The sequence below is a fragment of the Amycolatopsis stemonae genome, from assembly GCF_054781455.1.
This window is the reverse complement of record NZ_BAAGUJ010000017.1, coordinates 164,972-189,972: the sequence shown is the minus strand read 5'-3', so window position 1 is coordinate 189,972 and position 25,001 is coordinate 164,972. Positions and strand designations below refer to the sequence as shown.

At 71.9% G+C, this 25,001-nt stretch carries 24 protein-coding genes; 19 read left to right on the top strand and 5 right to left on the bottom strand.

Translation table 11 applies throughout. The annotated features are described in order from the left end of the window. Positions 1–429 precede the first annotated feature (429 nt). From ACYVLJ_RS40745 to ACYVLJ_RS40720, 6 genes are all read left to right on the top strand, one after another. Positions 430–996 (top strand): hypothetical protein, encoded by a 567-nt coding sequence (locus ACYVLJ_RS40745; RefSeq protein ID WP_460442712.1) that lies wholly within the window; start codon positions 430–432, stop codon positions 994–996. A gap of 5 nt (positions 997–1,001) precedes the next feature. Beyond that, complete coding sequence (locus tag ACYVLJ_RS40740; RefSeq protein ID WP_460442711.1) at positions 1,002–1,421, top strand: hypothetical protein; 420 nt, start codon at positions 1,002–1,004, stop codon at positions 1,419–1,421. Then, positions 1,418–1,753 carry a hypothetical protein gene (locus ACYVLJ_RS40735; protein WP_460442710.1) on the top strand — a complete coding sequence of 112 codons (336 nt, stop codon included), beginning with the start codon at positions 1,418–1,420 and terminating at the stop codon, positions 1,751–1,753. The genes ACYVLJ_RS40740 and ACYVLJ_RS40735 overlap by 4 nt, the downstream gene beginning before the upstream one ends. A 26-nt stretch (positions 1,754–1,779) precedes the next feature. After that, a complete protein-coding gene (locus tag ACYVLJ_RS40730; RefSeq protein ID WP_460442709.1) occupies positions 1,780–2,127 on the top strand; it encodes a hypothetical protein in 348 nt (115 codons plus the stop codon). Continuing rightward, positions 2,121–2,360: a hypothetical protein gene (locus ACYVLJ_RS40725; protein ID WP_460442708.1), complete on the top strand. Its 240-nt coding sequence runs from the start codon at positions 2,121–2,123 to the stop codon at positions 2,358–2,360. The genes ACYVLJ_RS40730 and ACYVLJ_RS40725 overlap by 7 nt, the downstream gene beginning before the upstream one ends. Before the next feature lie 121 nt (positions 2,361–2,481). Then, positions 2,482–3,297, top strand: coding sequence for an NUDIX hydrolase (locus tag ACYVLJ_RS40720; protein WP_460442707.1), 816 nt, complete (start codon positions 2,482–2,484; stop codon positions 3,295–3,297). A gap of 76 nt (positions 3,298–3,373) precedes the next feature. Here ACYVLJ_RS40720 and ACYVLJ_RS40715 read toward each other — a convergent pair whose 3' ends face one another. Together ACYVLJ_RS40715 and ACYVLJ_RS40710 are read right to left on the bottom strand one after the other, a co-directional pair. Then, complete coding sequence (locus ACYVLJ_RS40715) at positions 3,374–4,621, bottom strand: MAB_1171c family putative transporter (protein ID WP_460442706.1); 1,248 nt, start codon at positions 4,619–4,621, stop codon at positions 3,374–3,376. Further along, complete coding sequence (locus ACYVLJ_RS40710; RefSeq protein ID WP_460442705.1) at positions 4,614–5,186, bottom strand: hypothetical protein; 573 nt, start codon at positions 5,184–5,186, stop codon at positions 4,614–4,616. Before ACYVLJ_RS40710 ends, ACYVLJ_RS40715 begins: the two co-directional genes overlap by 8 nt. Before the next feature lie 629 nt (positions 5,187–5,815). On the opposite strand from ACYVLJ_RS40710, the gene ACYVLJ_RS40705 reads away from it, so the two are divergent. Continuing rightward, positions 5,816–7,159, top strand: a complete 1,344-nt coding sequence (locus ACYVLJ_RS40705) for a cytochrome P450 family protein (protein WP_460442704.1) — start codon at positions 5,816–5,818, stop codon at positions 7,157–7,159. 45 nt (positions 7,160–7,204) lie between these two features. Here ACYVLJ_RS40705 and ACYVLJ_RS40700 read toward each other — a convergent pair whose 3' ends face one another. After that, entirely contained in the window at positions 7,205–9,616 is a 2,412-nt protein-coding gene (locus ACYVLJ_RS40700; protein ID WP_460442703.1) for an ATP-binding protein, read from the bottom strand. Positions 9,617–10,247: 631 nt separating this feature from the next. Between ACYVLJ_RS40700 and ACYVLJ_RS40695 the strand changes: the two genes are divergently transcribed. Beyond that, positions 10,248–11,312, top strand: a complete 1,065-nt coding sequence (locus tag ACYVLJ_RS40695) for a hypothetical protein (protein ID WP_460442702.1) — start codon at positions 10,248–10,250, stop codon at positions 11,310–11,312. On the opposite strand, the gene ACYVLJ_RS40690 is transcribed toward ACYVLJ_RS40695, so the two are convergent. Together ACYVLJ_RS40690 and ACYVLJ_RS40685 are read right to left on the bottom strand one after the other, a co-directional pair. Further along, positions 11,293–11,685, bottom strand: coding sequence for an HIT domain-containing protein (locus ACYVLJ_RS40690; protein ID WP_460442701.1), 393 nt, complete (start codon positions 11,683–11,685; stop codon positions 11,293–11,295). The two genes, ACYVLJ_RS40695 and ACYVLJ_RS40690, sit on opposite strands and share 20 nt — an antisense overlap. A 205-nt stretch (positions 11,686–11,890) precedes the next feature. Beyond that, entirely contained in the window at positions 11,891–12,334 is a 444-nt protein-coding gene (locus ACYVLJ_RS40685) for an XRE family transcriptional regulator (protein ID WP_460442700.1), read from the bottom strand. Positions 12,335–13,365: 1,031 nt separating this feature from the next. Between ACYVLJ_RS40685 and ACYVLJ_RS40680 the strand changes: the two genes are divergently transcribed. The 11 genes from ACYVLJ_RS40680 (at position 13,366) to ACYVLJ_RS40630 (ending at position 24,971) form a co-directional block, all read left to right on the top strand. Further along, on the top strand, positions 13,366–14,466 hold the full coding sequence (locus ACYVLJ_RS40680; RefSeq protein WP_460442699.1) for a hypothetical protein: 1,101 nt from the start codon (positions 13,366–13,368) through the stop codon (positions 14,464–14,466). Beyond that, positions 14,463–14,759, top strand: coding sequence for a hypothetical protein (locus tag ACYVLJ_RS40675; RefSeq protein ID WP_370973825.1), 297 nt, complete (start codon positions 14,463–14,465; stop codon positions 14,757–14,759). Before ACYVLJ_RS40680 ends, ACYVLJ_RS40675 begins: the two co-directional genes overlap by 4 nt. Continuing rightward, positions 14,759–15,589, top strand: a complete 831-nt coding sequence (locus tag ACYVLJ_RS40670) for a hypothetical protein (RefSeq protein ID WP_460442698.1) — start codon at positions 14,759–14,761, stop codon at positions 15,587–15,589. Before ACYVLJ_RS40675 ends, ACYVLJ_RS40670 begins: the two co-directional genes overlap by 1 nt. Positions 15,590–15,594: 5 nt before the next feature. Then, on the top strand, positions 15,595–16,992 hold the full coding sequence (locus tag ACYVLJ_RS40665) for a hypothetical protein (protein ID WP_460442697.1): 1,398 nt from the start codon (positions 15,595–15,597) through the stop codon (positions 16,990–16,992). Continuing rightward, positions 16,989–18,494: an SCO6880 family protein gene (locus tag ACYVLJ_RS40660; RefSeq protein WP_460442696.1), complete on the top strand. Its 1,506-nt coding sequence runs from the start codon at positions 16,989–16,991 to the stop codon at positions 18,492–18,494. Before ACYVLJ_RS40665 ends, ACYVLJ_RS40660 begins: the two co-directional genes overlap by 4 nt. After that, a complete protein-coding gene (locus ACYVLJ_RS40655; protein WP_460442695.1) occupies positions 18,491–19,996 on the top strand; it encodes an ATP-binding protein in 1,506 nt (501 codons plus the stop codon). The genes ACYVLJ_RS40660 and ACYVLJ_RS40655 overlap by 4 nt, the downstream gene beginning before the upstream one ends. A 6-nt stretch (positions 19,997–20,002) precedes the next feature. After that, positions 20,003–21,166: a C40 family peptidase gene (locus tag ACYVLJ_RS40650; protein ID WP_460442694.1), complete on the top strand. Its 1,164-nt coding sequence runs from the start codon at positions 20,003–20,005 to the stop codon at positions 21,164–21,166. Beyond that, positions 21,163–23,043 (top strand): type IV secretory system conjugative DNA transfer family protein, encoded by a 1,881-nt coding sequence (locus ACYVLJ_RS40645; protein WP_460442693.1) that lies wholly within the window; start codon positions 21,163–21,165, stop codon positions 23,041–23,043. The genes ACYVLJ_RS40650 and ACYVLJ_RS40645 overlap by 4 nt, the downstream gene beginning before the upstream one ends. Continuing rightward, positions 23,040–23,657, top strand: a complete 618-nt coding sequence (locus ACYVLJ_RS40640; RefSeq protein ID WP_460442692.1) for a hypothetical protein — start codon at positions 23,040–23,042, stop codon at positions 23,655–23,657. Before ACYVLJ_RS40645 ends, ACYVLJ_RS40640 begins: the two co-directional genes overlap by 4 nt. A 268-nt stretch (positions 23,658–23,925) precedes the next feature. After that, complete coding sequence (locus ACYVLJ_RS40635) at positions 23,926–24,510, top strand: AAA family ATPase (RefSeq protein ID WP_460442691.1); 585 nt, start codon at positions 23,926–23,928, stop codon at positions 24,508–24,510. Beyond that, positions 24,507–24,971, top strand: coding sequence for a hypothetical protein (locus tag ACYVLJ_RS40630; protein ID WP_460442690.1), 465 nt, complete (start codon positions 24,507–24,509; stop codon positions 24,969–24,971). The genes ACYVLJ_RS40635 and ACYVLJ_RS40630 overlap by 4 nt, the downstream gene beginning before the upstream one ends. Positions 24,972–25,001 lie beyond the last annotated feature (30 nt).

Sequence of the window (25,001 nt, the reverse complement as noted above, 5' to 3'; positions counted from 1 at the left end):
ACTCACGTTCCCGTTCATCGTGCCCTTCCTGGGTCGGGCCACATTCCGTGGCTGTGTCACCCATGTCTCCGGCCGCATACCGCGGCCGTTCACCCGAATGGCGTCCTTGACTAGCTAAAGACTAGTTGGACTATGTTCTACATAGGTCGGGTACTAGATCGCAACGGTAGTCGACCTTCCGAGTTGTCGGGGGAGGGCTCGCGCGGCAGCCCCCCAGTCGTGCACAGCGGCCCTCTCCCGGCGCCGAAAGAAGAAACGGCGTGTCCCGAAGGTCCCCCGCCTTCCCTGGGGACTCGCCAACGAAGGAAACGTGGCGGGCCCTCGCGGCCTCCCCCTCCCGCAGGGGCCCGCCACCCCAGACAGCGGTGGCCCCCTCGTGGAACCCCTCGAGCGAGGGGGCTGCTGCACCAACCGGCATCGGGAGCCGCGATGGATCAGGCAGCGCACGCGCCCAGCGCGCCGTTCCTGGTACGCGGCCGTATCGGGGACACCCCAGTCGAGCGCGCGGTCGCCACGATCGAGGAGGCCGAAGAACTCGCACAGCTCGCGGCCACCGCCGGCGACGGCTCCTGGGGCTCCTGGATGGTGCTGCCCACCGACCCTGACTCGCCGGCCGAACCCATCGTGCTGTTCGGCCGCTTCCGCAAAGGCATCACCGGCGAATCCCGCCGGGAAGTCCACGCCGTCGGCGTCGTGCCGGGCCTGCTGTTGGCCGAGCGGCTGCGGGCCGCCTGCGGTGCCCGGCTCGCGCGCGGCGACCTCGAGTTCGTCGAGCTGGGCCACCACATGCCCTGCGAACGCTGCCTCCAGCGCCTCGGCCTGGTCCCCGAGCACATCGAGCTTCCGCCCGCGGCCGCACCAACGCCGCCGGCGCCGGCTGGCCTGCCGGATCTACATCCGGACTTGCGCGAGCTGTTCGCCCAGCTCGGCCACGACAGACCCGCCCTTCCTGGAAGGGGATGCATCGAACCGCCAGTCACACGACATGAGAGGTGAACGTCTTGACCGTCCTGACCGACTATCCCGCCCCCGCCGGCATGTCCGATCCGCTCGACCAGGCCGCGGCGCTGCTGGCCTGTATCGAGACCGAGCCCGCGGTGTTCCTGCGCGGACTGGACCACCACCACGCCGGCGCTCTCATCGCCGCCGGGTTGCCGACCCTGCGCTACCGGCGCACCTCGCACCCCGGCCACCAGGAGCACCTGGTCGTCGACCTCGCCACCGGCGACGGGGTGCGCATCGACGTCCGCTACGACAAGACCGACCGCGCGGCCATCGCGCGCGTCGCGCAGACCGACAACGGCGTGCTGTTCAACCGGCTCGTCGCCCACCTGACCTGGTGGGACCTCAACGGGCGTCCGGCCGTGGCGAACATCCCGGCCGCGCTGGCCACCCAGAACAACGTGCTGAGGGCATCGTGACCGCCCCGGCCGGAACCGACGCACTCGACCGGCGCGAACCCGGCACGCACATGCCCGAGATCCTGAAGCTCCTCCGCATCGAGTGGCCCACCCGGGACCCCGACGAGGAGGAAGCCGAAGCCCACACCCGGCTCCTCGAACGCATCGCGGCCGGTCTGGCGAAGCTGCCGGAATCCGGGCCGGTCGTCGTGGAGGTGCCCTCGCAGGTGAGCGCGGCTGACGCCGAGGTGCTGCGCCCGATGCTGGACTCGCTGCGGAAAACGGCCCCCGAGCTCAAGTTCGCCTTCTTCACCCCGTCGTCGCCGGATGCAGCCGGCCCCGACGAGGTCTGACCCGAATCCGATCCGAGGAAGTGACGATGACCAGCACGCTTTCCGCGCCACCGGCACCATCGATGCCGTCGCTGGCGTTCCCCGACCTTCCGGAGCGACCGGCGCTCGCCCTGCCCGTGGAGGACCCCGCCTTCATGGCCCTGCTGCGCGACGCCGAGCCCGATCTGACCCACGTCCGGCAGAACCACCGCCACGCCGGCGAGGTCGTCCACGTCTGGCGCCACACGCACACCGGCGCGTTCGTCGTCCTGACCCTGCGCGACTCCGGCCGCCACGGCGTCAAGGAATCGAGCGACACGCCGCTGTACGACCGGCTCTCCCAGCTCGCCGGGATGTGGCTGGCCAGCGAGAGCCCACGACCGGCCCGGTGCTGATCGTGTGGCAGGGCGCCGGGCTCCTCCTCGGGTGCCTGCTCGCCGGCCTGGTCGCCGTGGCACTGCTGGCCGCGCTCGTGCTGGCCCTGCGCAAGCGGGCCGTCCAGCGCCAGCCGCGCTACCCCGACTACCAGGAAACCCCCGTGCAGAAGCGGGTGCGCACCATGCGCCTGCGCGATCGCTCGCCCGACGCCACTCAGCCGCTGCGCCCGGATCCCCGGTGGACGCGCTGACCTCGGACCCTCTGGCGAGCCACCCAGATCCGGCCCGGACATCACCACCACGCGATGTCCGGGCCGGGTCGTCTCGAACCCCATTTCCGCAACACCGCTTCAACTCTGGAAGGCAACCTTCATGATCGACACGACCACCGAGCCCGCCGACACCGCGATCGGCACGGCCGCCGAGGGCTACACCGACCCGCCGCCCACCACGGTCGCCGCCGACGTCGTGCTGTTCGGCGTCGACGACCAGGGTCGGCTGCGGGTACTGACGATCCGCCGGCTGTGGGAGCCGCACGCCGGTCGGCGCGCGCTGCCCGGCGGCCTGCTGGAGGAGAAAGAGGACCTGGCCGCGGCCGCGGTGCGCGAACTCGGCGAGGAGTGCGGCATCCACGTACTCGCCGAAGACCTGACCGAGATCGGATCCAGCAGCGACCCGGACCGCGACCCGCGCCGGCGGGTGCTGTCGGTCGCCTTCGGCGCCGTACTGCCCGACTGCCCGGTGCCGACCGCCGGTGACGATGCCAGCGAGGCCCGCTGGATGCTGGCCGAGGCGATCATCGACGATCCGGAGTCGGTGGCCTTCGACCACCACCAGATCGTGGTCCGCGCGAGGAAGCAGCTGGCTGAGCAGATCATGCGGGTCGCGCCGGGCGCGCTGCCGGCGCTGGACCGCGTCCAGGACGCGGTGCGGGCGTTCACCGCGGTGCTCGGCTCCGTCGACCGGGAGGCCCTGGCCACGGAGCTGAAGCAGGTCCGCAAGAGCCAGCTGCACGAGCTGGTCGGTGGACTGGACGGGGCGCTGTCCAAGATCTCGGATGTGCTCGGCGACTGCGGCGAGACCGTCGGCGACTTCCTCAGCTCGACCGACGAGCTGGAAGCAGCGAGCGAAGCCCTCGCGGAGGTCGGCACGCATCTGGAGAACGTGGTGCACGAACTGCGCCCCTGATCCCCGCCCCCGTCTCGCCACGACACGACACGAGTCCGGCCCCGGCACCGCGAAGGTGCCGGGGCCGGACTCGTTGTCACCGCGCGCGCGGGGTGTCGCCGGGGCTGTCGTGCGCGGCCGTGACCGCTGCGCGGCCGCGCAGCGCGGCGACGTCGGGGTCGCGGCGCAGCATGGCGGCGACCTGGATCAGCCAGCGGGCCTCGGCGAGCAGGTCCGGCGTGGCGGGGGAGTGCTGGGGCATGACGACGTCGACGACTTCGGGATGGTGTCGTTGCCCGGCCCGGTAGGCGTCGAGGGCGGCGCCGAGCTCGGCTGCCTCCAGCAGGACGTCTCCGGCGACGGGGCTCAGGCCGCGTTCGCCGGCGGCTGCCAGTGCCCAGCCCGGGATCTGCGGCGGGATGTAGGGCCGCAGCGCCAGCTGTGCGTCGCGGATCTCCAGCGTGCGGCGGTAGAGCCGGTACTCGGCACGTTCGGCTCGGGTCAGCCGTCCCTGCTCGGGCTCGTCCAGCTGCACCTGCGGCATCACCTCCTCGACCACCTGCCGCCACAGCGGGGTCAGGCGCCGGGTGGCGTGCCACACCTGCCAACGGACCGGCAGGTTGCGCAGCGCCGGCCACCAGCTGGTGAAGGTGGCACCGGCCGTGCCGACGCCGATCGAGAGCAGAGCCAGCCCTTCGGCGATCTCCGCCTGCAACGGCAACGCGTGGCCGGTCACGGCGAGCACCACCACCCCTGCGCCCTTCCACGCCGCCCACACCAGGCCGAGGATGGCTGCGCCCAGGACGATGCGGAAACCGGTGCGCAGCAAGGGGTGCAGTTCGCGGGCGCGCACGTAGCGGCGCACCAGCGACAGGAAGCTGATCAGGCCCCAGCTCATGAAGGCCAGGTACAGCGTCAGGTAGGCGACGATCCGCGGGTCCCGACCGTAGGTGGCCGCGAACTGCGGGGTGTAGTCGGTGTCGGCCAGCACCAGCAGGACGGTCATCGCTGCGACGCAGCCGGCCAGCGTGCCCGCGCTGATGACCGACCGGCGCCGCGCGTCCGGTCCGGCCGCGGCGTAGTTGAGCACGCCGATCAGGCAGAACGCCGCGCCCATCGCCAGCGCGTTGCCCAGCAGCCGGACGCTGTTGTCCATCGGCTCCAGCCACCGCGCCGCTGCGAGCGTCGCCGGCGCGGTCACCGCCAGGGCGAGCGCGAAGCACACCATGGCGGCCACCAGGTACTTCCGGCTCGTGCTCATCGGCGTGCCGCGGGCGCTGAGGATCTTGGCCGCCGCGCCGGCCAAGGTGAGCGCCGAACAGAGGTAGGCCAGCAGGTCAACCACGCCGACCGCCGGCGCGGACCGGGTGGCCGAACGCTGACTCCAGCCCCACCAGGTCGTCACCGTGCCGTCGTCGTGGTGTGAGACCGACATAGGCGTCCCGGGTCGAGCTGACCCGCGAGAGCACCAGTGAGGCGAACAGCTCCGCCTCGCGCTCCTGGTCGGTCGCGTAGACGGTGCGGCCCAGGATGCGGCGCACCAGCGCGGGCGACAACGTCGGCAGCAGCAGCCGCAGGGCGTCGTCCCCGGCCACGCGCGGCGCCTCGCCGCAGTCCGACACCGAGGTGCAGTGGTCGAACAGCAGGTGGCCGACCTCGTGCATCACCGTGTGCTGAGACTGCAACGGCGACACGTTGCTCGCGCAGTAGATGTAGTCGATCTCGGTGGTGCTGATCAGCATCCCGCACGGCTGGTCGGCACCCAGCCGTCCGGGGATCAGCTGGATCCTCCTCCCCCGCCTCTCGGCCAGGGAGGCCAGAAAGCGGTCGATGTCGAACGGGCGCGGAATGACCAGGGTGTCGATCAGTTCTTCGCACCGCGTGGCCATGTCCTGCACGGCGGTACTCAACGCACGGCCTCCCCTCGTGCAGTCTCTCGTAGCGCGTCCCGCGTGGCGGCCGTGCGCTCGACAAGCGCGGCGCGGCACGATGAGCCGCGCACCCGCTTTCCGTGGCAGCCGATTGGCACGTTCTTACCCCCTTGCCCCTCGATGCCGATGAGCCTCCGGACTCCGTTTTTTCCGCCATCCCCTGCACGGCGGAACACCCTCGGAACGGAGGCTCATCGACGTAGCCACAATAGGCCAGACGGTGGCGTTGTCAACGAGCTTCCACACATCTCGGTAACCGATTTTCCACGAGGCTTGAGTGAAATGTCAGGGAAACCACGTAGCCCTTGTGCGCAGCGCCACGTAGCCGTCAACGCTACGTAGTAACTCCTGACCAGAGCGTCATCAGTGACGTGTGCCCGCCTCGTGGAGTCTGACCCGGCGCCCACCTCCCGCCGACTGTGATCCAGCACTCTTCGACCATCGCCAGCCGCACCAGATAATTGTTTGCATTTAAACGAGCGTGCCCGAAAAGAATTGCAATACGTGGTCTCCCTCAAGACGTTACGTGGTCCGTTCGTATCGAGTACGTGGTCTAGCTCGGGGAAATTACGTGCTTACCCTGATGGTGCCTGAATCCTTTTTCGCAGATGCTCGAAGTAGGCCCGCCAAATGACGGGATGAAGTTGACGCGCGCCATCACCGCCGCCTCCGATGCACTGCACTCGATGTGGCCGCACTCCCGCTGGTGCAGGGCGTCGCGCACGAGGAAGGCATCCGGCATGACGCCCTGCACGACAGCCCTGTTCGCCGAGAACTACTGGAACCAATCACTGGCGGTGGCCGACGCGCTGCGTCCCCAGGCGTCTGTGCATCGCGCGACGTTGCCCAATCAGGTCCGCGTGTGGGTCATCAGCCAGTACGACGACGCGCGCGCCGCGCTCAGCGACCCACGCCTGAGCAAGGACAACGCCGGCCTCACCGCGATCATCCGCGACCAGCTCGCCGAGGCCGGGCAGGAAGCGGACCTGTCGAACATGTTCGCGCCGCACATGATGTTCAACGACGATCCGGCTCACGCCCGGCTTCGCGCCCTCGTCGCGGCGAAGTTCACCCGCGGCCGGGTCCGTGCCATGCGACCCTGGATCGAGCAGCTGACCACCGCGGTGCTCGACGAGCTTCCCGTCGACCGCCCGGTCGACCTGATCGACACCGTCGCCTTCCCGCTTCCGCTGAACGTCATCTGCCAGCTGCTCGGGGTGCCGCTCGACGACCGCGAGTACCTGCGGGAATGGACCGCGGCGCTGATGGAGGACTTGCCGGAGCGAGCTCTTCCCGCCTCCCGCAAGATGGAGAGGTACTTCGATCGCCTGATCACCGCCAGGCGCGCCGTCCCCGGCGACGACCTGCTCTCGGCGCTGGTGCAGACCTCCGAGCACGGCGACCAGCTCAGCCCGCCCGAACTCATGGGCACCCTGTTCCTGCTGTTCGTGGCCGGGCACGAGACCACGACGAACCTCATCGGCAACACCGTGCGGCACCTGCTGGCCGAACCGAGCCGGTGGCGCCGGCTCGCCGGCGAACCTGGCCTGGTGCCCGCGGCGATCGAGGAGTCGCTGCGCTACGACAGCCCGGTGCGCATGGCCACCCACCGGTTCACCACCGAGGACGTCGAATACGGCGGCGTGGTCATCCCCGCCGGCGAGATCGTGCTCGTGTGGTTGCAGAGCGCCAACCGCGACGACAGCCGGTTTCCCCGCGCGACCGACCTGGTGCTCGGGCGCGCCGACGCCGCCGCCCACCTGTCGTTCGGCCACGGCATCCACTACTGCCTGGGCGCGCCACTGGGGCGCATGGAAGCCGAGATCGTGCTGCACGCCCTCACGCAGCGATTCCCGAACGCCCGGCTGGCCGCGTCCGCGCACGAGCTCCAGCGGCGTCCCAGCGCCATCATGAACGGCTACGTCGGGCTCCCGGTCCGGCTCGGCGGCTGACCCCCGCGGCGGCCGCCTCGACCTCGGGCGGCCGGCCGCTACGGGTCATTTCCCGGCTTCGGCGAGGTACCAGGCGGCGATCTCCACCCGCTTGGCCACGCCGAGCTTGCGGTTGATCCGGCGGATGTGCTCCTCGACGGTGCGGAAGCTGATGTGCAGCCGCTCGCCGATCTCCCGGTTGCTCAAGCCCTTGGCGACCAGTGCCGCCACCTCGAACTCCCGGTCGGACAGCCCGCCGGGCAGCATCTCCTCGGCCGTGGGCGTCCGTTGCGTCGGGAACCGCTTGGCGGCCAGCGCGTAGATCTCCTCGGTGGGCAGCGATTCGCCGAGGACCACCTGGATCTCGAACTCGGCGTCGCCGAGCTCGCGCCGGGCCGCGGCCTCGGCTTGCTGCTGGACCCGCAGGAACGGCAGCAAGCCCAGCACCGTGGCCTCCGTGATCCGCTGGCCTGCCTTGGCGCCTCCGAACAGCTGTGCCGCCAGCTTGTAGTCCCCGCGAGCCGCGGCGATGACGGCGATTAGCCACAGGCTCCACGTCGGCCCCCAGGTATCGCCGGTCGCCTGCTGCATGCGCAGCCCCTGCTTGGCCAGGCGTGCGGCCTCGTCCGGGTCGCCGTGCAGCACCTCGGCCAGCGCGTTGTTCCACAACGCCCAGGAGAAACACCACTGGGCGCCCGATAGGCGGGCCGCCTCGAGCACCCGCGCGGCCTCGGCGAAGGCGCGCTCGGCGTCGTCGAGGAACGAAGCGGCCATGCCCAGGAACAGCATCGCCATGAACACGTCGCCGGGCGTGCCCTGGGTGCGCAGCGCGAGCTCCGCGCGGGACAGCAGTTCCAGCGCCTCCCGGGCCTTGACCCGGTCGGGCTCGGTGAGCAGCTTCTGGGTGCCCTGCCCGTAGAGCAGCGGCCCGAACGGCTCGTCGGTCCCGAGCTGGCGGATGACTTCCTCGGCCTGGGCCAGCAGCGGCTTGGCCAGGGCATGGTTGCCCTGGATGAGCGCGATCCAGGACGACATCGACAGGCCGGCGGCTCGCTGGGGGCTCGGCGTGTCGGGGCAGCCGTCGAGTCCCATCGCCAGCATCCGGCGCGCCTCGTTCAGCTTGCCGGCGAAGACGAGGAACCGGGTCCCCGTCGCACGGATCGCCATGTCCCGTCCGCGTTCGGCGCTGGCCGGGAGGGACAGGAAGTACTCCTGCGCGGCGCGCAGGTTCGGCAGCTCCACCTGCAACCGGCGCATCCATCCGATCTCGCCGGTCCCGAACCATTCGCGTGCGCACCGCGCGACGAGCTCGTCGAAGTACTCCGCGTGCGCCCGGCGCAGCTCGGTCTCTTCGCCGGCGGCGGCGACGAGCTCCTGGCCGTACTCGCGGATCGTCTCCAGCATCCGGTATCGGGTGCGGCCGGCGTGAGGCTGCGCCACGAGCAGGGACTGCCGCACCAGCCGGGCGAGCAGGCCCAGCACCTCCGATGCCTCGATGCCGCGGCCGCCGCAGATCGCCTGCGCCGCCTCGAGGTCGAAGCCGCCCTCGAACACCGAGACCAACGCCCACACGCGGCGTTCCGGCGCCGGGAGCAGGTCGTAGGACCAGTCGATCATGGCGTGCAGCGTGCGGTGGTGGCTCTGCTCGTGCGGCCCGTCGGCCAGCAGGTGCAGCCTGCTCGGGTGCTCGACCATCTCCTGGAGCGTCATCGCCGACAGCAGCGGCGCGGCCAGCTCGATGGCCTGCGGAATGCCGTCGAGCAGCCGGCACAGCCGCGCGGCCAGCGGGTACTCCTCTTCGGAGATCCGCACCCCGGCCGCGGCCGCCCGGTCGATCAACAGCTGCTGGGCCTCGTGCACCCCGTTCTCGTCGCCGTCACGCCCACAATCGCCCGTGCCGATGCACAACGGCGGGACGATCAGCAAGTGCTCGCCCTGCACCCCCAGCCGCACCCGGCTGGTGGTCATCACCTGAAGACCCGGCGCGGCCTTGAGCAGCGTGGTCAGCAGGCGCGGCACCTGGCCGGTCCCTGGCGACTGGCCGACCAGGTGCTCGCAGTTGTCCAGCATCAACAGCATCTGCCGGTGCCGGAAGTACTCGACCAGCCGCGCCAGGCCGGGGGTGGAGGAGTTGTCCAGGATGCCCAGCTCGCCGGCGATCGTGGACTCCAGCCGGTCGTCGGCCTCCTTCAGGTCGGTAAGCCGCACCACGACTACGCCGTGCTTGTACGCGCCGGCGTCGACCAGTTCCCTGGCCATCCGCAGCAGCAGGCGGGTCTTCCCGACGCCTCCGGTGCCGATCAAGGTCACCAGGCGGGCGGTCCGCAGCAGCTGCATGCCGTCGTTGAGCAGGCTGCCGCGGCCGATGAAGCTGTTCATCTCCGCGGGTAGGAGCGATGGGCTGGCGGGCGAGACGTACTCGTCCGTCGGCGTGCCCCCCTCGCGGACCAGGTGATCGTGCTGGGTACTGCTGACCATGCGTGTCCCCCCGACACGTTCGACGATCAACAGGCGACGCGGCCGCGCCGCCCGGCATCCGCTTCGTCGACACGGGTCTGGATCACGCGGCCCCCTTTGCCACGCCCGGCCCAAGCTCCCCGGTTGGTCCTTGACTCATCACGAACGGACGAGCCGATCACGCCCCGTGTCTCAGTGCAGCGGTGTCCCGGCTCGCGGCACCGCATGCCACGAGCCCCTTCTGGGACCGGCTACGCCCGACGACCAACGGGAACGAGCCCTTGTGACCAGCGCATAGGCTGCATGGTCACGACTTCATCAACACTATCGGATCAACCGACGACGACTGTACGGTTTTCGTGACCTCGGCGCGTCAGCCCGCTCGGGTTACCCCGTTTGAGCAGGAGGTGTCACGTGCTGTAGTTGGCCTTGTTCACCCGTCTCAGCGATCTTTCGTGGCGGGATGTCGGCCGACTGGCCTAGTGCAATCTGCCACATAGAGTTGACCAGTGACCCGTGAACAGTGGGAATACCGGCATGGACTCCACAATGGACAGCGTGGCGAGGGTTGTGGCCGGGCGCGGCCGCGTGCGGGCGGGACGACGGACGCCCGCCGGCTCATGTTGACCTCATCACGATCGCCCCTGGCCGAATGACCGGACCCCGCGAGGCCGGCAGAGATCGCTGGCGGCACGCCGGGCAGTGGATCCTGCTCGACGCGCGTTTCCACCTACTGGCCATCGGCCAGGCCCTCTACCAGGGCATCTCGCCGAGGTTGGATGTCACCGCCCGCCGGGTCCTGCTTCCGCGGATGCGCCTGGCCGCCCAGGAGCGGCGCCCTCGCGCCCAGGTCGCCGAGGATTTCGGCCGCCGCTGGTCAGTTCGTGTCCAGCCGATCCTCGGGCCGGCCAGCGGCGCCGTGCTCGCCGTGCTCGGTTGCTACGTCCCCGAGGGCACCGAGCTGCCCGAGCCGCCGCTGGTCGGCGGCTGGGAGTGGCACGCGACCCCGCCCGGCCCCGACCAGCAGATGCGCCTCTACTGGTCGCCGGACACCTTCACCGTGCACGGTCACCCCGTGCCGGACGGCGAGGAGCCGCATTGGTGGGAAGCCGCGCAGTGGCTGGACGAGGTCGTGGCCGGTGCCCATCGGGCCGACATCCAGCGGGTGCTGGAGACCTTCCAGGCCGCGGCCTCCGACGGCCTGCTCATCCACAGCTTCGCCGCGCGCACCGCGCAGGGGAGTCGGGTGCACGTGCGCCTGGCCGGGCGCCGTGACGTCGATGGCGCCGGACCGGACAGGTGGTTCCGCGGGGTCAGCACCCGCGTCGAGAACGACGGGGCCAGGCCGCCGGCGCCGTCCACGGCCGCGGTGCTCGACGCCGCCTTCGCAGTGTCGGCCGATCCGCTGTGCGCGATCGACACCAGCTACGAACACATCTACATGACCTCGGCGAACTTCGCCGTCCTCGGCATCGAGCTGCCCGCGGACCGGCATCTGCCGAAGATGGCACATCCCGACGACCTCCCCGCGCTGCGTGGCTTCCTCAAAGCGGCGGCAACGCGGCCGGCCGAGACGATCGGCCCGGTGACCGTCCGCTTGGCGACCCGCGGCCGACGCGGGTGGACGCGGGTGACGCTGGTCGGCACGGGGATGCGGCTGTCGGCGTCGGGCCCGCAGCACCACGTGCTGTGCCGGGTCACCCCGGCCGTCGGCTGAATGGTCCGGAACCGCGGATGGACGCGAGGGAGTCGGCCGTGCCGGTCCGGACGAACTCGCTCGATGGTGCGCGCGGGATCAGGTCCAGGTGCAGGTGAGGCGGCTCATCGCCCGCCCGTGCCTCCTCGCGCGTGGCGAGGATGGTGCAGCACGGGTAGTCGGCGGCGAGCTCCGCGGCCGCGACCATCACCACGCCCGCGACGTGCGGGGCGGCGGCGACGTCGTCGAAGTGGTCGGTGGCGATGAGCAGCACGTGACCAGGGGCGCGCGGTGACGGGGCTTGGACGGCGATCACGTCCGGCCAGCACCGCAGTGTCACGACGCGCGTAGTGCCGCTGACCATGGCGCACAGCGGACAGTCGGGGACGGCCATGACGCTCACCCGATTCCAGGCCCGCGGTCACGGCTCAGACCGGGCTGGACGACGTGCGGCTGCGGGAGCGCCTGTTCGCGCTGCCGGGCCGGTGCACCTGAGTCCATGACCCAAAGGGTGTCGGGCTCGGCACGCTCCGTCAGGGGGTTTCAGCCATTTGACCGCGAATTGTCCAGTAGTCCGCCCAGTTCGGCCTGGATGTTGGCTACTCCGCCTTCGCGGCGCGGCCTTCCCCGCCGGACTGGTTGGCCTGGAGGGTGCGCATCAACTCCAGGACCTGTTCCCGGTGGGCCGGGGTGAGGCTCAGCGCGCGCAGCGCCACCGAGTGCACGTCGGCGTCGCGCAGCGCCACCACCAGATCAAGATCGGCCTGGATCTGCCGGGACTTCTCCGAGTCGAAGAAGATCGCCGGATCGACCTCGAAGAAGGCTGCGATCGCCTCGAGGTGCCCCTTGGTCGGGTTGTCCGCGATTCCCCCGCGCAGCTGGCGCATGTACTCCTTGGAGAAGGTCTTCGTCGGGTGGCGCTCCTTCAGCCAGGCCGCGCACCACTTTGCGACGTGTTCCATGGAGTGCTCGCTGCCGTTGGACCGCGTCACCGTCTTGAAGAGCTTGTCGATGATCTCCGCGAGCGTGGATGCCTCCGCCATGGCAACCCGCCTCCTCGTCTGTCCGGGAATCTTCTCGACGGTCCGTAACCGCCCGGTCGCCAAACATAGGTGATCGAGCCCGATACGTCCACATCAGTTGACATCTTGGCGGCTGGGCATATCCTCTGTCTAGCAGGGACGGCAACTGATATGGACGTTTCACTAGGGAACGCCAGGTCAGAGTCGTCTCGCGGGGGCAGGGAAACCCCACAGGGGTGGTCCGCCCGAGGGGAACCGAGCCGGCTACGGGGGCCGGACGAACCGAGGGACGCCGGCGCGGCCGGTGTTTCGCAGGAGGGGGCTTGATGCACAACCGACCGACGAGGTCGCGCAGCCGCACCGCGCAGTAGCGACGGCACGCCGACTCGTACCGCCGGGCCCGCACCGGGCTGACCGGCGATAACCGAAGCTGGCGCAGCCGTCGCCGGAGCTCGGTCCGCCACCGGCTCCGCCGACGCGCGTGAGCGCATGGCGCGATTCATCGCGCCGTCGACCTTGGTCTTTCCAGCACTGGATCGCACCAGCGACCCAGCGTGCCCTCGCACGCCCTCGTGACGGCCGACAGGCGGCCGGAGAGAGACCGGGCCGCGCTCACCTTCTGCGCCGCCGTGGCGCACCCCCACCGGGTGCGCCACGGCACCACCAACAGCCACGCGGGTCGCGGGCCTGGGTTCAGCGCGCCCTCGACCTGGCACGGCAGCAGCACCAGCGGCGCACGCAGAAGGGAGGAGGACGTGCCCACCGTGAACAGCGAACCCTTGGGAAACAACGGGTTCCGTCGCCTCGTTGGCACCGTGCCCTTCGACGCCGACGCCGGGCAGCGGCCCGACGAGCAGGCCGCAAGGCCCGCCCCGCAGCAGGGGCCCATCGACCATCCGCCGTCGAGCACCACCTCGCCGGCAAGCCTGGGGCGCCCGGCCGGCCTCACCCTCCGGCCGGGCGCTCCACCACCCGTGCCCGTCGCGACGTCGCCGGCGGACACGAATCCCACGACACCGGTGCGCACCGCCACGCCCCCCGGTGGGCCGCCGATGCCACTCGCCGGGCCGGCCGCCGCGCCGGCTGAACCCGAGGGACTGCGCACCCTCGAGGCCGAGCTCGCGCAGGCCGCCCGGCGAACGTGGGCCCAACTTCCGGCGGCCGACGTCGCCGCGGCTGTGGAAGCGGGGATGATCTCCGCAGCCACGCAGGCGTCCGAGGAGCTGACCGCCACCCGCGCCGGGCAGCCGCTCGACGGCGATCAGCCCGCCCCGCCCGGCGGCGCCGCGCACGCGGCGACCATCGAGGTCGCGGCCGCCGCGGCAGCGATCCAGCGCCAGGGCCTGCCGCCCACGGCGACCGACCCGGTGGACTGGAGCGGCTTCGGCACGGTCATCCCCGTGCTGGCCGGTTCGCCAGGCGCCGGTGCCTCGGTCCTGGCCGCGGTGCTGGCCGACGTCCTCCAGCTCGCGCAGCTGCGGGTGCTGCTGGTCGACCCGGCCGACCCGCCGCGCTCCGGCCTGGCCGCCGCCACCCGCTCGCTGGGCCCGTGGCTCGCGCACCCGCACCCGCACGTGCACATCCGCTTCTCGTGGCGGGCGCAGGCCCTGCTGGCGCGGCTGGAGACCAGTCTTCCGGTCCTCGCGCCGGGCATGGTGCCGCCGCCCCGCTTCTGGCACCCGCCGGTGCAGCAGCTGCACGCCACCGTGGTCGATCTCGGCCACGACCCGTGGCGGGTCACCGCGCACCCGCTCTCGGGCGCCGGGGCGTGGCTGCGCCGCGGTACCCCGCAGCCCCGCCCGGTGCTGGTGGTGCGCCCCAGCCGCCCGTCGCTGCTGCACGCCGAACAGGTCCTCGCCCGGCTGGACCACTGGATCTCCTGCGCCGCCGCGGCCGCGCCGGCGCAGCTGGTGGTGATGGGCGCCAAGCGCTGGCCCGACGGGGTGGCCGGCGCGGCCGGACGACGAGTCAGCGCCCTGCTGGACGAAGCGGTGTTCCTGCCACACGACCCCGATCTCGCCGCGGCCGGCGTCACCGCCGCGGTCACTCCGCCCCGGCTGCGGCAGGCGATCACGCCGGTGCTGCGCCGCTGGGGCCTGCTGCCTGACACCGCCGGCAAGAGCAGGCGGTCGAGTACGAGGGGGCGCTCATGATCGAGCACTTCGAGACCGTGATGTTCCTGGCCCAGCAGATTCCCAACCCCGGCCCGGCCGAGCCGCCCGGCGCCAAAGAGATCCTGGGCGTGGTCAGCAACGTCAAGTGGGCGGCGGGAATCGCCCTGCTGGTCGGCTTCTTCGCCGGGCTGGTGGTGTGGGCCGGCGGGCGCTGGATCGACCACCACCGCGCAGGCCGCATCGGCTTGATCATGATGCTCTGCGCCATCGGCGGCGGCCTGCTCTACGGCATCGGCTGGCAGGTCATCAACCACTTCGCCGGTGGCCAGTGATGGCCGAGAGTCCGACGGAGGACACCCAGGCCCGCAAGAAGGCCGGGCTGACCCTGACCGGCGTCCTGGTCGCCGCGATCGTGCTGATCGGGGGCGTGGTCGCGGTCGTGGTCGCGCACTACGTCACCGCCCCGGCGCCGGCACCGCGCGCACCGGGCGCCACCACGCCTCCGGCCGCGGCGACGAGCACGTCCGGCGCCGGCGGCGCGGCCGGGGAGAACGCGCTGGCCTCCCAGCCGATGGTGCAGCTGCCCGCCCAGGCGGCGCAGCCGCAGGCGATGACGACCGCGACGGCGGGCCCGGCGATCACCGTGCCCAAGCCCACCGTCACCACCGGTCGCTGGATACCGGGTGGGTTTCCCCGCACGCCGGAAGGCGCGCTCGGCCAGCTCAAGGCTCTGGACGAGACCGCGATGGCGGCCGCCGATCCGCAGGTCTACGCCCGCGGCTATCGCGAGCTCGCCGAGCCGGGCGCGCCTGATCCCGGCTCGACCGGGCTGGCGTCGCTGCTGACCAGCATGCGCGCGCGAGCGCAGCTGCCCGCCACCGGCTCGGTGACCGGGCTGAGCGCGACCTACCAGGTCACGCACGGCCAGATCAAGGGCACGGCCTCCGGCGGGCGCTACGTGGTGGCGTGCGTGCTCGGGCAGTTCTCCGTGGGCGTCAACGGCCAGCTCGTCAGCGTCGGAGTCGGGGACTGCCAGGCGATGCGCTGGACCGGCTCGGACTGGCGGATCGCCTCGGGCGCGCTGGCCGCGCCAGCGCCGAGCGCGTGGCCGGGCAGCGCGGACGCGGTCAAGGCCGGCTACCGCGAGCTGAGCGGGGGCTGATCGCGATGGTGACCATCCGGCCGCGGATCTGGCCTTTCGACGACATCGGCTCCTCCATCGGCGATTCGATCAAGGGCATGATCGCCTCGGCGTTCGAGGCCGCCATGCAGGCGATCTGGGACGCGAGCCTGTTCGTGCTGCGCGGCGCCTTCTCCCTGGCCGACCGGTTCTCGGTGTTCAGCGTCAGCACCACCGAGGGCCCAATCTCCATCTTGTGGCCGATGATGCTGTGGATCTCCGGCGTCCTCGCGCTCGGACTGTTCTTCTGGCAATTGATCATGACGAACCTGCGCGGCGGCCGCGGGTTCATGCGGCTGGTCGTCGGGCCGGTGCAGTACGGCATCGCCCTGGCGGTGACCGTGGGCATGGTCGCGGCGTTCCTCGCCGGCACGGACGCGCTGACCGAGGGCATCCTCAACTACGGGTTGCAGTCGAAGAACTTCACCGACGCGCTCAACCACACCAGCTTCGGTGACAGCGTCGTCGACGGCGTCAAGGCCATCGTGCTGGGCATCTGCGCGTTCGTCGGCGTGATCCCCGCGGCGATCGGCTACATCCTCGAGATGTTGTTCCGCGAGGCGGCGATCTACGTCCTCGTGGGCACGGTGCCGATCGCCGCGGCGGGGCTGCTGGCCAACGTCACCTCGCACTGGTTCTGGACTCCCTGCCGGTGGTGCCTGGTCTGCATCGCCATGAAGCCGGTGCTGAGCCTGGCACTGGTACTGGGCGTGGCGATCGCCGGCGGCGCACAGGGCCTGTCCGGTCTGCTCGCCGGCGTCGGCGTGCTGATCATCAGCTTGTTCTGCCCGTTCGTGTTGTTCCGGTTGTTCGCCTTCATCGACCCGAACTCCGATGCCGGCGCAGCGTTCCGCGACGCCCTGTCCGGGATCGGCGTCGACTCCTACGGCGCGAACAACCCCGCGATGATGGCCGCCGGCGCCGTCGGGGGCAGCGGTGGCGGCGGGGCGATCGAGGACGCCAACACCGGCCGGTTCGACGAGGCGGTCGCCGACCACGCCGAGAACTCCATGGACGAGTCCGGCGTCGGCCGCAGCTCCGACGGCGGCTCCGAGTCCGACAGCGACAGCGACACCTCCAGCCCCGACCAAACCGGCGACGACGGCGTCGGCGGCGGAGGCAACAGCTCCGGCGGAGGCGGCGAGCTGCCCCCCGCGAACTCCGGATCCGTCGTGTCCTCCAGCCGCGACAGCGGCCCATCAGGTGACTACAGCAACGACAGCACCGGCGGCGACGGCGGCGATCCGCCCCCGCCCGAGCCGCCCGGCGCTGGCGGAACGCCCTCCCCGCACGGCGGAGGCGGCGGTGGGCCCAGTTCCGGTGGCGGCGGCGGAGGCACCGCCAGCGAAGCAGAAGAAGCAGAGGAAGCGGCGGTGATCGCATGACGACGCCTCGGATCTACCGGGGACTCAACCGGCGCGAGCACGCCGGCTGGATCATGGGGCTGACCCCGGTGCAGGCGCTGGTGTGCATCCTGCTCGCGGTCCCGGTGCTGTGGACCATCTCCGACGGCAGGTTCACCGACGCCGCAATCCTGCTGCTGATCTGCGGGACGATCGCCGCCCTTGTGGTAATCCCGGTCCGCGGCCGTCCGGCGTTCCGCTGGCTGCTGCACCTGGTGCTGTTCCAGGTCGGGATCGTCACCGGCTGGTCGCGCTGGCAGTCCAAGGCCGCCGCCGGCGCGTCCGTCGACCCCGACGAGCCGGATCTGCCCGGCGTGCTCCAGCGCGTCGACTTCCCCGACGGCCCGCAGTTCAAGGACGCCGGCCGGGTGTGCCTGATCCACGACACCGGGGACGGCAGGTGGGGCGCCACCGCGCGCCTCACCCACTCCGGGGTCGGGATGCTCTCGGACGAGCAATGCGAACGGCTGGCCCACCGGCTGGGCAACATGCTGCTGTCGCTGGGGCACCGCGAGGTCATCGACCGGATGAGCCTGCTGGTGCGCACCGTGCCCGACGACGGCACCGAGTACGAGGTGTGGCGCAGCGACCACGAGGTCACCGACGCGCCGCGGCTGGCGCGCCAAGCCAGCTACGAGCTGGACCGCACCATCGGCAACGTCAGCGTCCGCCACGAAGTGTTCGTCACGGTCAGCGGCCCGGAGGACAAGCTGCGCAAGCCGGCCGCGGCAGCCGGCGGCGGCGTCGCCGGGCGCGCGCTGGCGCTGTACCGGGTGCTCGACGGCCTGGAAGACCCACTCAAGGCGCTCGGTGCCCGCACCGTGGAATGGCTCGACGGGCCGGGCATGGCCGAAGCGCTGCGTACCGGGTTCAACCCCGCGGCGCGGGCGGTGCTGGCCACCGCCCACGAACGCGGCACCGGCGGCCGCGGCCTGGAGAAGGCGGCGGCCGGCCCAACCGCGGCGCCCTCACCGTCGGCGCGGGCCTACACCCACGACGGGTTCACCACCGTCTCCTACACCGCGCTGATGCCCGAAGCCGGCACCGTGTTCGGCAGCCTTGGCCCGCTGTTGGCGGTGCGCACCGCAGGTGAGCGGCGCACGCTGGCGATCCACTACGAGGTCATGGACTCCCGCCGCGCGCATCGTGCGGTGCAGGGCAACCGGTTCCGGTCCAACGTGATGACCGACTGGAAGCGCAGCAAAGGCTTCAACACCACGGCAATGGACGAGCGGGAGGCCAGCGGCGCCCGCGCACAGGAACGTGCTGTCGCAGCCGGACACTCAGTGGTCCGCTTCGCCGTCGCCGCCTCGGTCACCGTCCCCAGCACGTGGAACGTCGAGGACCACGCCGCCCGCCTGGAGAACGACGCGAGCGGCCGGTTCCGGCTGCTGCGGCTGGATTTGGCGCAGGACTCGACGTTCGTCGTCGCGGTGCTGCCGGTCGGGATCGGGCTGCCCCGCCAGCGCGGAGGTCTGCTGTGAGCCGGCGCGGTCAGCGCGAGCGCAGCGCGGCGCAGCTGCTCGGCGACTTCGGCGCGCCACCGGCGACCAGACCGCGGCAGGAGCCGCAGCGCCGCAGCCGGGACCGGGTCAACCGGGCGATCGCGCCGCGCCGCGGCCGCGCCCGCCCCGGTGAGGGATGGTCGCCGGTCGAGGCGCCGATGGCGGTCTACCAGGCCGCCACCTCCGAGATCGGCGGCCTGTTCCCGTTGCTGGCGGCCAACGGGATTCCCGCGGTCGGCGCCCGCATCGGCTACGACACCCTCAGCGGCGGCGCGTTCTACGCCCACCCCATCGAGTGGGTGCTGCGCGGCCTGGCGACCAACCCCAACCTCGTCATCTTCGGCGAGCCGGGACGCGGCAAGTCCAGCACGGTCGTGGCGTTCCTGCTGCGAATGATGCTGTTCGGCATCAAGACGCTGATCTCCGGCGACGTCAAGGGCGAGTACAGCCCGCTACTGCGGGCCCTGGGGATCACGCCGATCGCGCTGGGCCGCGGCAGCTCCGCCCGGCTCAACGCACTGGATCTCGGGCCGCTGCGCAGCCGGTGGGGCGGCTGGACGGTGACCCGGCAGCGCGAAGAACTCGCCGGCGTGCTGGGCCGGTGGGTGAAGCTGCTGGTCGCGCTCGCCGAGGCGCAGGGCTACCGCCCGACCGTCACCGACGAGGCAGTCCTCTCGGCGGTGCTGCGGCGGCTGGTCGGCGTCGACGACGGCTACACCCAGCTGCGCCCGGTCACCATCCCCGACGTGCAGCGCGAGCTGGCCGAGCCGGACGACGCGCTGTGGGAGGCCACGCGATTCGCCGGCCGCCGCCAGTTCCTCGACACCCTGCGCCCGATCACCGACGCGCTGGGCAACCTGATCAACGGGCCGCTCGCGGGCCTGTTCGACCAGGAGACGAACTTCGAGCTGGACTGGGACGCCCCGGTGCAGTCGATGGACCTGTCGCTGCTGCGCTCGCGCGGCGACCAGGCCATCGCCGTCGCGCTGACCTGCCTGGGCTCCTGGTCGAGCATGGTCACCGACCTCCAGGACGACGGCGAGATCCGCATCGTCGTGCGCGACGAGGTGTGGCGGCAGATGCGGCTCGGGCTGCGCGCGGTGCAGGCCGTCGACTCGGACCTGCGGCTCTCCCGCGCCGAGCGCAAGATCCAGATCCTGGTCATGCACAAGCCGTCCGACCCGCTGTCGGTCGGCGCGGCCGGGTCGCAGGAAGTGGCGATCGCCAAGGACCTGCTGGCGTTGTGCAGCACCCGGATCCTGTTCGGCCAGTCCACGCGGGTGGCCGACGAGCTGGCCGAGGACTTCGCGCTGTCCGAGCGCGAGCAGGACGTCACCACCGGGTGGGCCATGGAGCGCACCGGCCGGGCGCTGTGGAAAATCGAGAACAACCCGGGTTACAAGGTCCAGACCGTTTTGTCGCGCACCGAGCGGCAGATCTTCGACACCAACGCGCAGCTGCGCGCCCGGCGGGACGGGTAGGCCGCCGTGGGGATCGGGGCGGCCAAGGGACCGCTGTTCGCCGGCGCCGCCGCGGCCATCTACGTGGTCGTGGTGATTCCGGCGCTGCTGGTCGGCACCGTGCTGATGGCCTCGCAGTCCAGCGCCATCGGCATCACCACGGCCGCGGCGGTGGAGTGCTCGCCCTACCAGTTCGCCGACTACGGCAAGGGCGGCGGCACCCAGGAGATCGGCGACGAGAAGTTCCACGCCGAGCAGCTGGCCAACGCCCAGACCATCGTGGCCGTCGCCGTGCAGCGCAAACTGCCCAAGCGGGCCGCGGTGCTCGCGCTGGCCACCGCGATGGTCGAGTCCGAGCTGCGCAACCTCAACTACGGCGACCGGGACTCGCTCGGGCTGTTCCAGCAGCGGCCCAGCCAGGGATGGGGCAGCCCGGAGCAGATCCTCAACCCCGTCTACGCGGCGGGCAAGTTCTACGACCACCTCGTCGCGCTGCCCGGCTGGCAGTCCATGCCGCCCGGCGCGGCTGAGCAGGCGGTCCAGCGCTCCGGGTTCCCTGATCGCTACGCCCCGCGCGAGCCCGCGGCCGCGGCGCTGACCGAGCGGTACTGGCAAGGGCCCGACAACCCGACCCCGCCGCCCGTCACGGACCCGGTGCAGCAGGTCGACTTCTCCGCCAGCGCCTGCCCGGACAAGGGGCGCGGCAAGCTGCGCGACGACGGCAAGCTCGACCCGAAGAAGCTGCCTCCGGACTTCACGCTGCCCACGGACCCGAAGCTCGCCGCCGCGGTGACCTACGCGCTCGCGCAGCTGGGCAAGCGGTACGTGTGGGGCGCGGAAGGCCCGGACGCGTTCGACTGCTCCGGCCTGATGCAGGCCGCCTGGGCACACGCCGGCGTCGCGATCTCGCGCACCACGTCCACCCAGGTCCACGACGGCATCGCCGTCGGCTCCCTGTCCCAAGTCCAGCCCGGGGACCTCGTGTTCATCCCCGGCGCCGACGGCACCCCCGCCAACCCCGGACACGTCGGGATGTACGCCGGCAACGGCTACATGGTCGACGCCTACGACGACGACCACGGCGTCATCCTCACGACCCTGGAGTCGTGGGTGCCCAAGGTGGTGGCCATCCGGCGGGTCGCGGTCGGCAACAACGGACAACCGCCACCAGGAGGTGACCCGCGGGTATGAGGAACACCGTCTCGCCGACCGCCGACCGCGACCTGGCGCTGATGGGCGTGTTCGTGGCTCTGCTCGGCGTGCTCGCCGCGATCGCCGCCGCCCTGATGCTCGGCGCTGCGGTGACCACCAGCCTGCTCGGCGGGCCCTGGTCGATGCCCGGCGTCGACAGCTGGCTGGCCGGGGTGTTCGGGGTGCTCAGCCATCCCGGCAGCCCCGGCGCGGGCCTCGGGCAGCCGTGGGCGAGTGCCCTGACCGGCCAGGGCGGCTGGTACTGGACGATCACTGCGGTGCTGCTCGTGGTGGCCACCGGCCTGGTGCTGCTGGTGGCCGTGCCGGCGTGGCGGCGGTTCGGGCCGTCGCAGGCCGGGCACGCCAGCCGCGAGGACATCCGCGAGGAGCTGTCGCTGACCGCGGCCCGGCGCACCGCGGAGTGGACCCGGCCGGGCCTGCCGCGGGCGCAGGCGCTGCGGGCGCCGCTGGAGGAGGTCGCCGCGCCCCTGCACCTGTCCCCGCAACGGCAGCCGATGTGCACGCCGTTGGAGAACCCCACCGGCACGCTCGCCCCCACCCAGAGCGGAAAGTCGCGGCGGGACTTGGTGCACAAGGCGATCGCGGCGCCGGGGGCGCTGTTGTGCAGCACGACCAAGCCGGATCTGCTGGAGTTCAGCGGGCTGCTGCGGGCCGCGCGCTACCAGGCCGGCCCGGTGATGGTCGCCGACGTGACCGGCGCGGTCCCGTGGCCGGCGCAGGTGCAGTGGCTGCCGATGCAGGGCTGCGAGGACACCACGGTGGCCTTCCGCCGGGCGCACACGATGGTCGAGGCCGCCTCGGTCGGGCTGGCCGGGGTGGGCGGCAACGACAAGGTGTTCCGGGACCGGGCCAAGGTGGTGCTCCAGGCGTACTTCATCGCCGCGGCCATCCACCACCGCGGCGTCGACGACCTGGTGCGGTGGGCGATGAGCAAGCCGGTCGACCAGGAGCCGGTCAAGTTGCTCCAGCAGGCCGGGTTCGCCGAGCACGCCCGCAACCTGCGCTCGGAGATCGGGATGGTCGCCGAGACCTCCGACGCGGTGTGGATGAGCGTGCGGCGGGTGATCGAGCCGTTCATGGACCCGCAGATCCGACGGCTGTGCACGCCGGCGCCGGGCCGCGACTTCGACGTGCGCGCGATGATCGCCCAGCACGGGTCGCTGTATCTGGTCGCCGGGCAGCACCAGGCCGCCCAGGCCGCGCCGATCCTGACCGCGCTGGTCGAGCACTGGCTGACCACCGCGCAGGAGATGGCCCTGTACACCCCGCACCGGCGCCTCGACCCGCCGGCCACCGCGATTCTGGACGAGATCACGAATGCGACGCCGGTCCCCTCCATCCCCGACATCGTCTCCGACTCCGCGGGCCGGGGCGTGCTGATCCACTGGGGCGCCCAGTCGGTGGCCGCGCTGGAGAACACGTTCACCGCGCAGCGGACCCGGCAATTGCTGGACAACACCACGACATTGAGCGTGTGGGGCGGCATCAAGGACCGCGTGACGCTGGAGTGGGTTTCGCTGCTGACCGCGCACCACGAGCGGCGGCGCTTCCAGCAGCAGAACGACGGCCTGTTCAGCCAGGGCCGCACGTCGGTGGGTCTGGAGACCGTGCCCACCTACCGGCCCGGCGACGTCCGGCGGGTCCGCCGCGGCCGGGTCCTGGTGATCCACCGCCACCTCGACCCGATCCTCGCCCACACCCTCGACGTGCGGAACCGGCCCGACTGGAAGGTCATCCGCGAGCACGTCCAGGCCGTGCGCGACGGGCAGGTCCCGGTCGGGCCGGACGGGTTCGCCCTCGCGCCCACGCTGAGCACCACGCCCGGCGCCGGCCAGCCGGGGAGGTTCACGGCGTGAGCGAGCAGCCGGAGCAGAAGCAGGCGGCCGCCGGCGTCGACGGCGACCGGGACGGCCAGATCAAGGCCCTCACCGAGATCATCGGGGCGCTCGCGCAGACCGTGCGCCGCCTGGAGGGCCGGGTCAACCAGCTGTCGAAGAAGCCTGCGGACGGGGAGAAGGAGGACGAGGAGGATCCCACCGCGCCGGCGTCGTGGGTGTGGTTCAACCAGCCCGCGGCCGCCGAGGACGATCCCGACGGCGAAGACGACCCGCGGGCCACCGTCGGGAACTTCGTGGCCTGGTACAACGTGACCTTCGTCGGCGTCGACGGCAGCCGGGCCCGGCCGATCCCGCCGTGCTGGCGCAAGCATCCCGGCCTGGCGATGGAGGTCGCGGCGCTGGCCTACTCCTGGCGGGCGGCCAACATCGGGCCGGAGGCCAGCGTGCGCGACGCCCAGTACTGGCTGCACCAGTGGCGGCCGGGGTTTACCGACCGGCTCACCCGCGACTGGGTCCGCCCCGACTGCCTCGACGGCGACCACCGCGACGACGGCGCCCCGGCGCGCGCGGACCGGTTCGAGCTGGCCGAGCAGCACGCCGCCGCGGCGGCGCACGCGCACCAACCGGTGTGACCCGCCGGCACGAAGAAGGCCCCGCGCGGTGCTCGGCAACCGGGGGGTTGCTGTCGAGATGAGCAGGAGCCCAAGGGGGAGGGGCCACTGCGCGGTCCCGCGCGGGGCCACACCTTCAGGGTACGGCGCGTTCCCGCCGCGGCGCCGGGGATTTGCCTGGAATAGGGGCGTTTTTCACCTCAAACCGCCCATTGTTCTTCGCTCGACAGGGTGACGCGAGTCGGCGGCGTGCGACTCAACTGCGACGCCATCGCCGCAGGATGCCGCCATGGTCGAGAGGATGAAGACCAGCCCGGTGCGCGGCGGCGCGCATCTCGACGACCCGGTGCTCGAGCAGTTGCTCAGCGAACCGGTCGTCGTGCTGATGGTCGGCCCGGCCGGCGCGGGCAAGAGCACGGTGGCGCGCGAGCTGGCGGCCCGGCACCCACACCTGGCGATCGTGTCCTACGACCAGGAGCAAGGCGACGGCCAGGTCGTCGGCGAGGCGGCCGTGGCCCGCGCGCACACCCGGCTCGACCGGCACCTCGCCGACGGCGCGGGCGCGGTGGTCGACGGCACCCACCGCCAGTCCGCACGCCGCGCCGCCGTCCGGCGGATCGCCGCCACACACCGGCTGCCCACCGTGGCTGTGGTGGTCCTGCCCGGCCTGGACCAGTGCCTGCACCGGCAGACCCTGCGAACCCGCGTCGTCGCGGAGCATCGGGTGCGCGCACACCACGCCGCGGTGACCGCGCTGCTGCCCGTCCTTCCCGGCGAGGGCTACGACCTGGTCGCGGTTCTCGCCCTGGCCGCGTCCGGACTCCCGGATTTCCGGGAAAACGCCGCGGCCGTGCGTGATCCACTGAAGTCGTGACCTGCGACGTCGACGACCCCGATGCCCTGACCGACGACGAGTACGCCCAGCGGTACCTCTTCCCGCACCGTGCAGCCCTGGATCTGCGGGTGCGGGCGTTGCTGCGCGGCCGCGGCTGGACGTCGCGGCACAGCGACGACGAGGCACTGGGGGAGAAGTGGGTCTACGCCGGCAGCTTCGGCGGCCGGTCCCCGAACTACGGGCTCGAATGCGGCATCGAGCCGCTGGGCCTCGGTGTCGAGGCGGGACCGCCGGCGATGCTGCGCGTGCACGACTGCGGCGTGTACCAGGGCTGCGACGCCCACGCCTCGACCGCGCACACCATCCCAGCGGATGCGGTCGACCTGGCCGACCTGCTGGACGCCCTGGAGCGGCAGGCCCGTGCCGTCGACCCGGCCGCCGTCGCCGAGTGCGTGGTGTTCGGGGCCTGCGGCCGGCGCGGCCGCGAGCGGGCATGGTGAACACCCTGGGCGTGGCACCGCATGCGCGCC

Coding starts and splice junctions, on each gene's coding strand:
- ACYVLJ_RS40670 (WP_460442698.1), top strand. CDS start 14,759: ATGGCCGAGAGTCCGACGGAGGACACCCAGGCCCGCAAGAAGGCCGGG.
- ACYVLJ_RS40690 (WP_460442701.1), bottom strand. CDS start 11,685: ATGGCCGTCCCCGACTGTCCGCTGTGCGCCATGGTCAGCGGCACTACG.
- ACYVLJ_RS40645 (WP_460442693.1), top strand. CDS start 21,163: ATGAGGAACACCGTCTCGCCGACCGCCGACCGCGACCTGGCGCTGATG.
- ACYVLJ_RS40675 (WP_370973825.1), top strand. CDS start 14,463: ATGATCGAGCACTTCGAGACCGTGATGTTCCTGGCCCAGCAGATTCCC.
- ACYVLJ_RS40680 (WP_460442699.1), top strand. CDS start 13,366: ATGCCACTCGCCGGGCCGGCCGCCGCGCCGGCTGAACCCGAGGGACTG.
- ACYVLJ_RS40730 (WP_460442709.1), top strand. CDS start 1,780: ATGACCAGCACGCTTTCCGCGCCACCGGCACCATCGATGCCGTCGCTG.
- ACYVLJ_RS40745 (WP_460442712.1), top strand. CDS start 430: ATGGATCAGGCAGCGCACGCGCCCAGCGCGCCGTTCCTGGTACGCGGC.
- ACYVLJ_RS40665 (WP_460442697.1), top strand. CDS start 15,595: ATGGTGACCATCCGGCCGCGGATCTGGCCTTTCGACGACATCGGCTCC.
- ACYVLJ_RS40720 (WP_460442707.1), top strand. CDS start 2,482: ATGATCGACACGACCACCGAGCCCGCCGACACCGCGATCGGCACGGCC.
- ACYVLJ_RS40685 (WP_460442700.1), bottom strand. CDS start 12,334: ATGGCGGAGGCATCCACGCTCGCGGAGATCATCGACAAGCTCTTCAAG.
- ACYVLJ_RS40635 (WP_460442691.1), top strand. CDS start 23,926: ATGGTCGAGAGGATGAAGACCAGCCCGGTGCGCGGCGGCGCGCATCTC.
- ACYVLJ_RS40660 (WP_460442696.1), top strand. CDS start 16,989: ATGACGACGCCTCGGATCTACCGGGGACTCAACCGGCGCGAGCACGCC.
- ACYVLJ_RS40705 (WP_460442704.1), top strand. CDS start 5,816: ATGCTCGAAGTAGGCCCGCCAAATGACGGGATGAAGTTGACGCGCGCC.
- ACYVLJ_RS40695 (WP_460442702.1), top strand. CDS start 10,248: ATGACCGGACCCCGCGAGGCCGGCAGAGATCGCTGGCGGCACGCCGGG.
- ACYVLJ_RS40700 (WP_460442703.1), bottom strand. CDS start 9,616: ATGGTCAGCAGTACCCAGCACGATCACCTGGTCCGCGAGGGGGGCACG.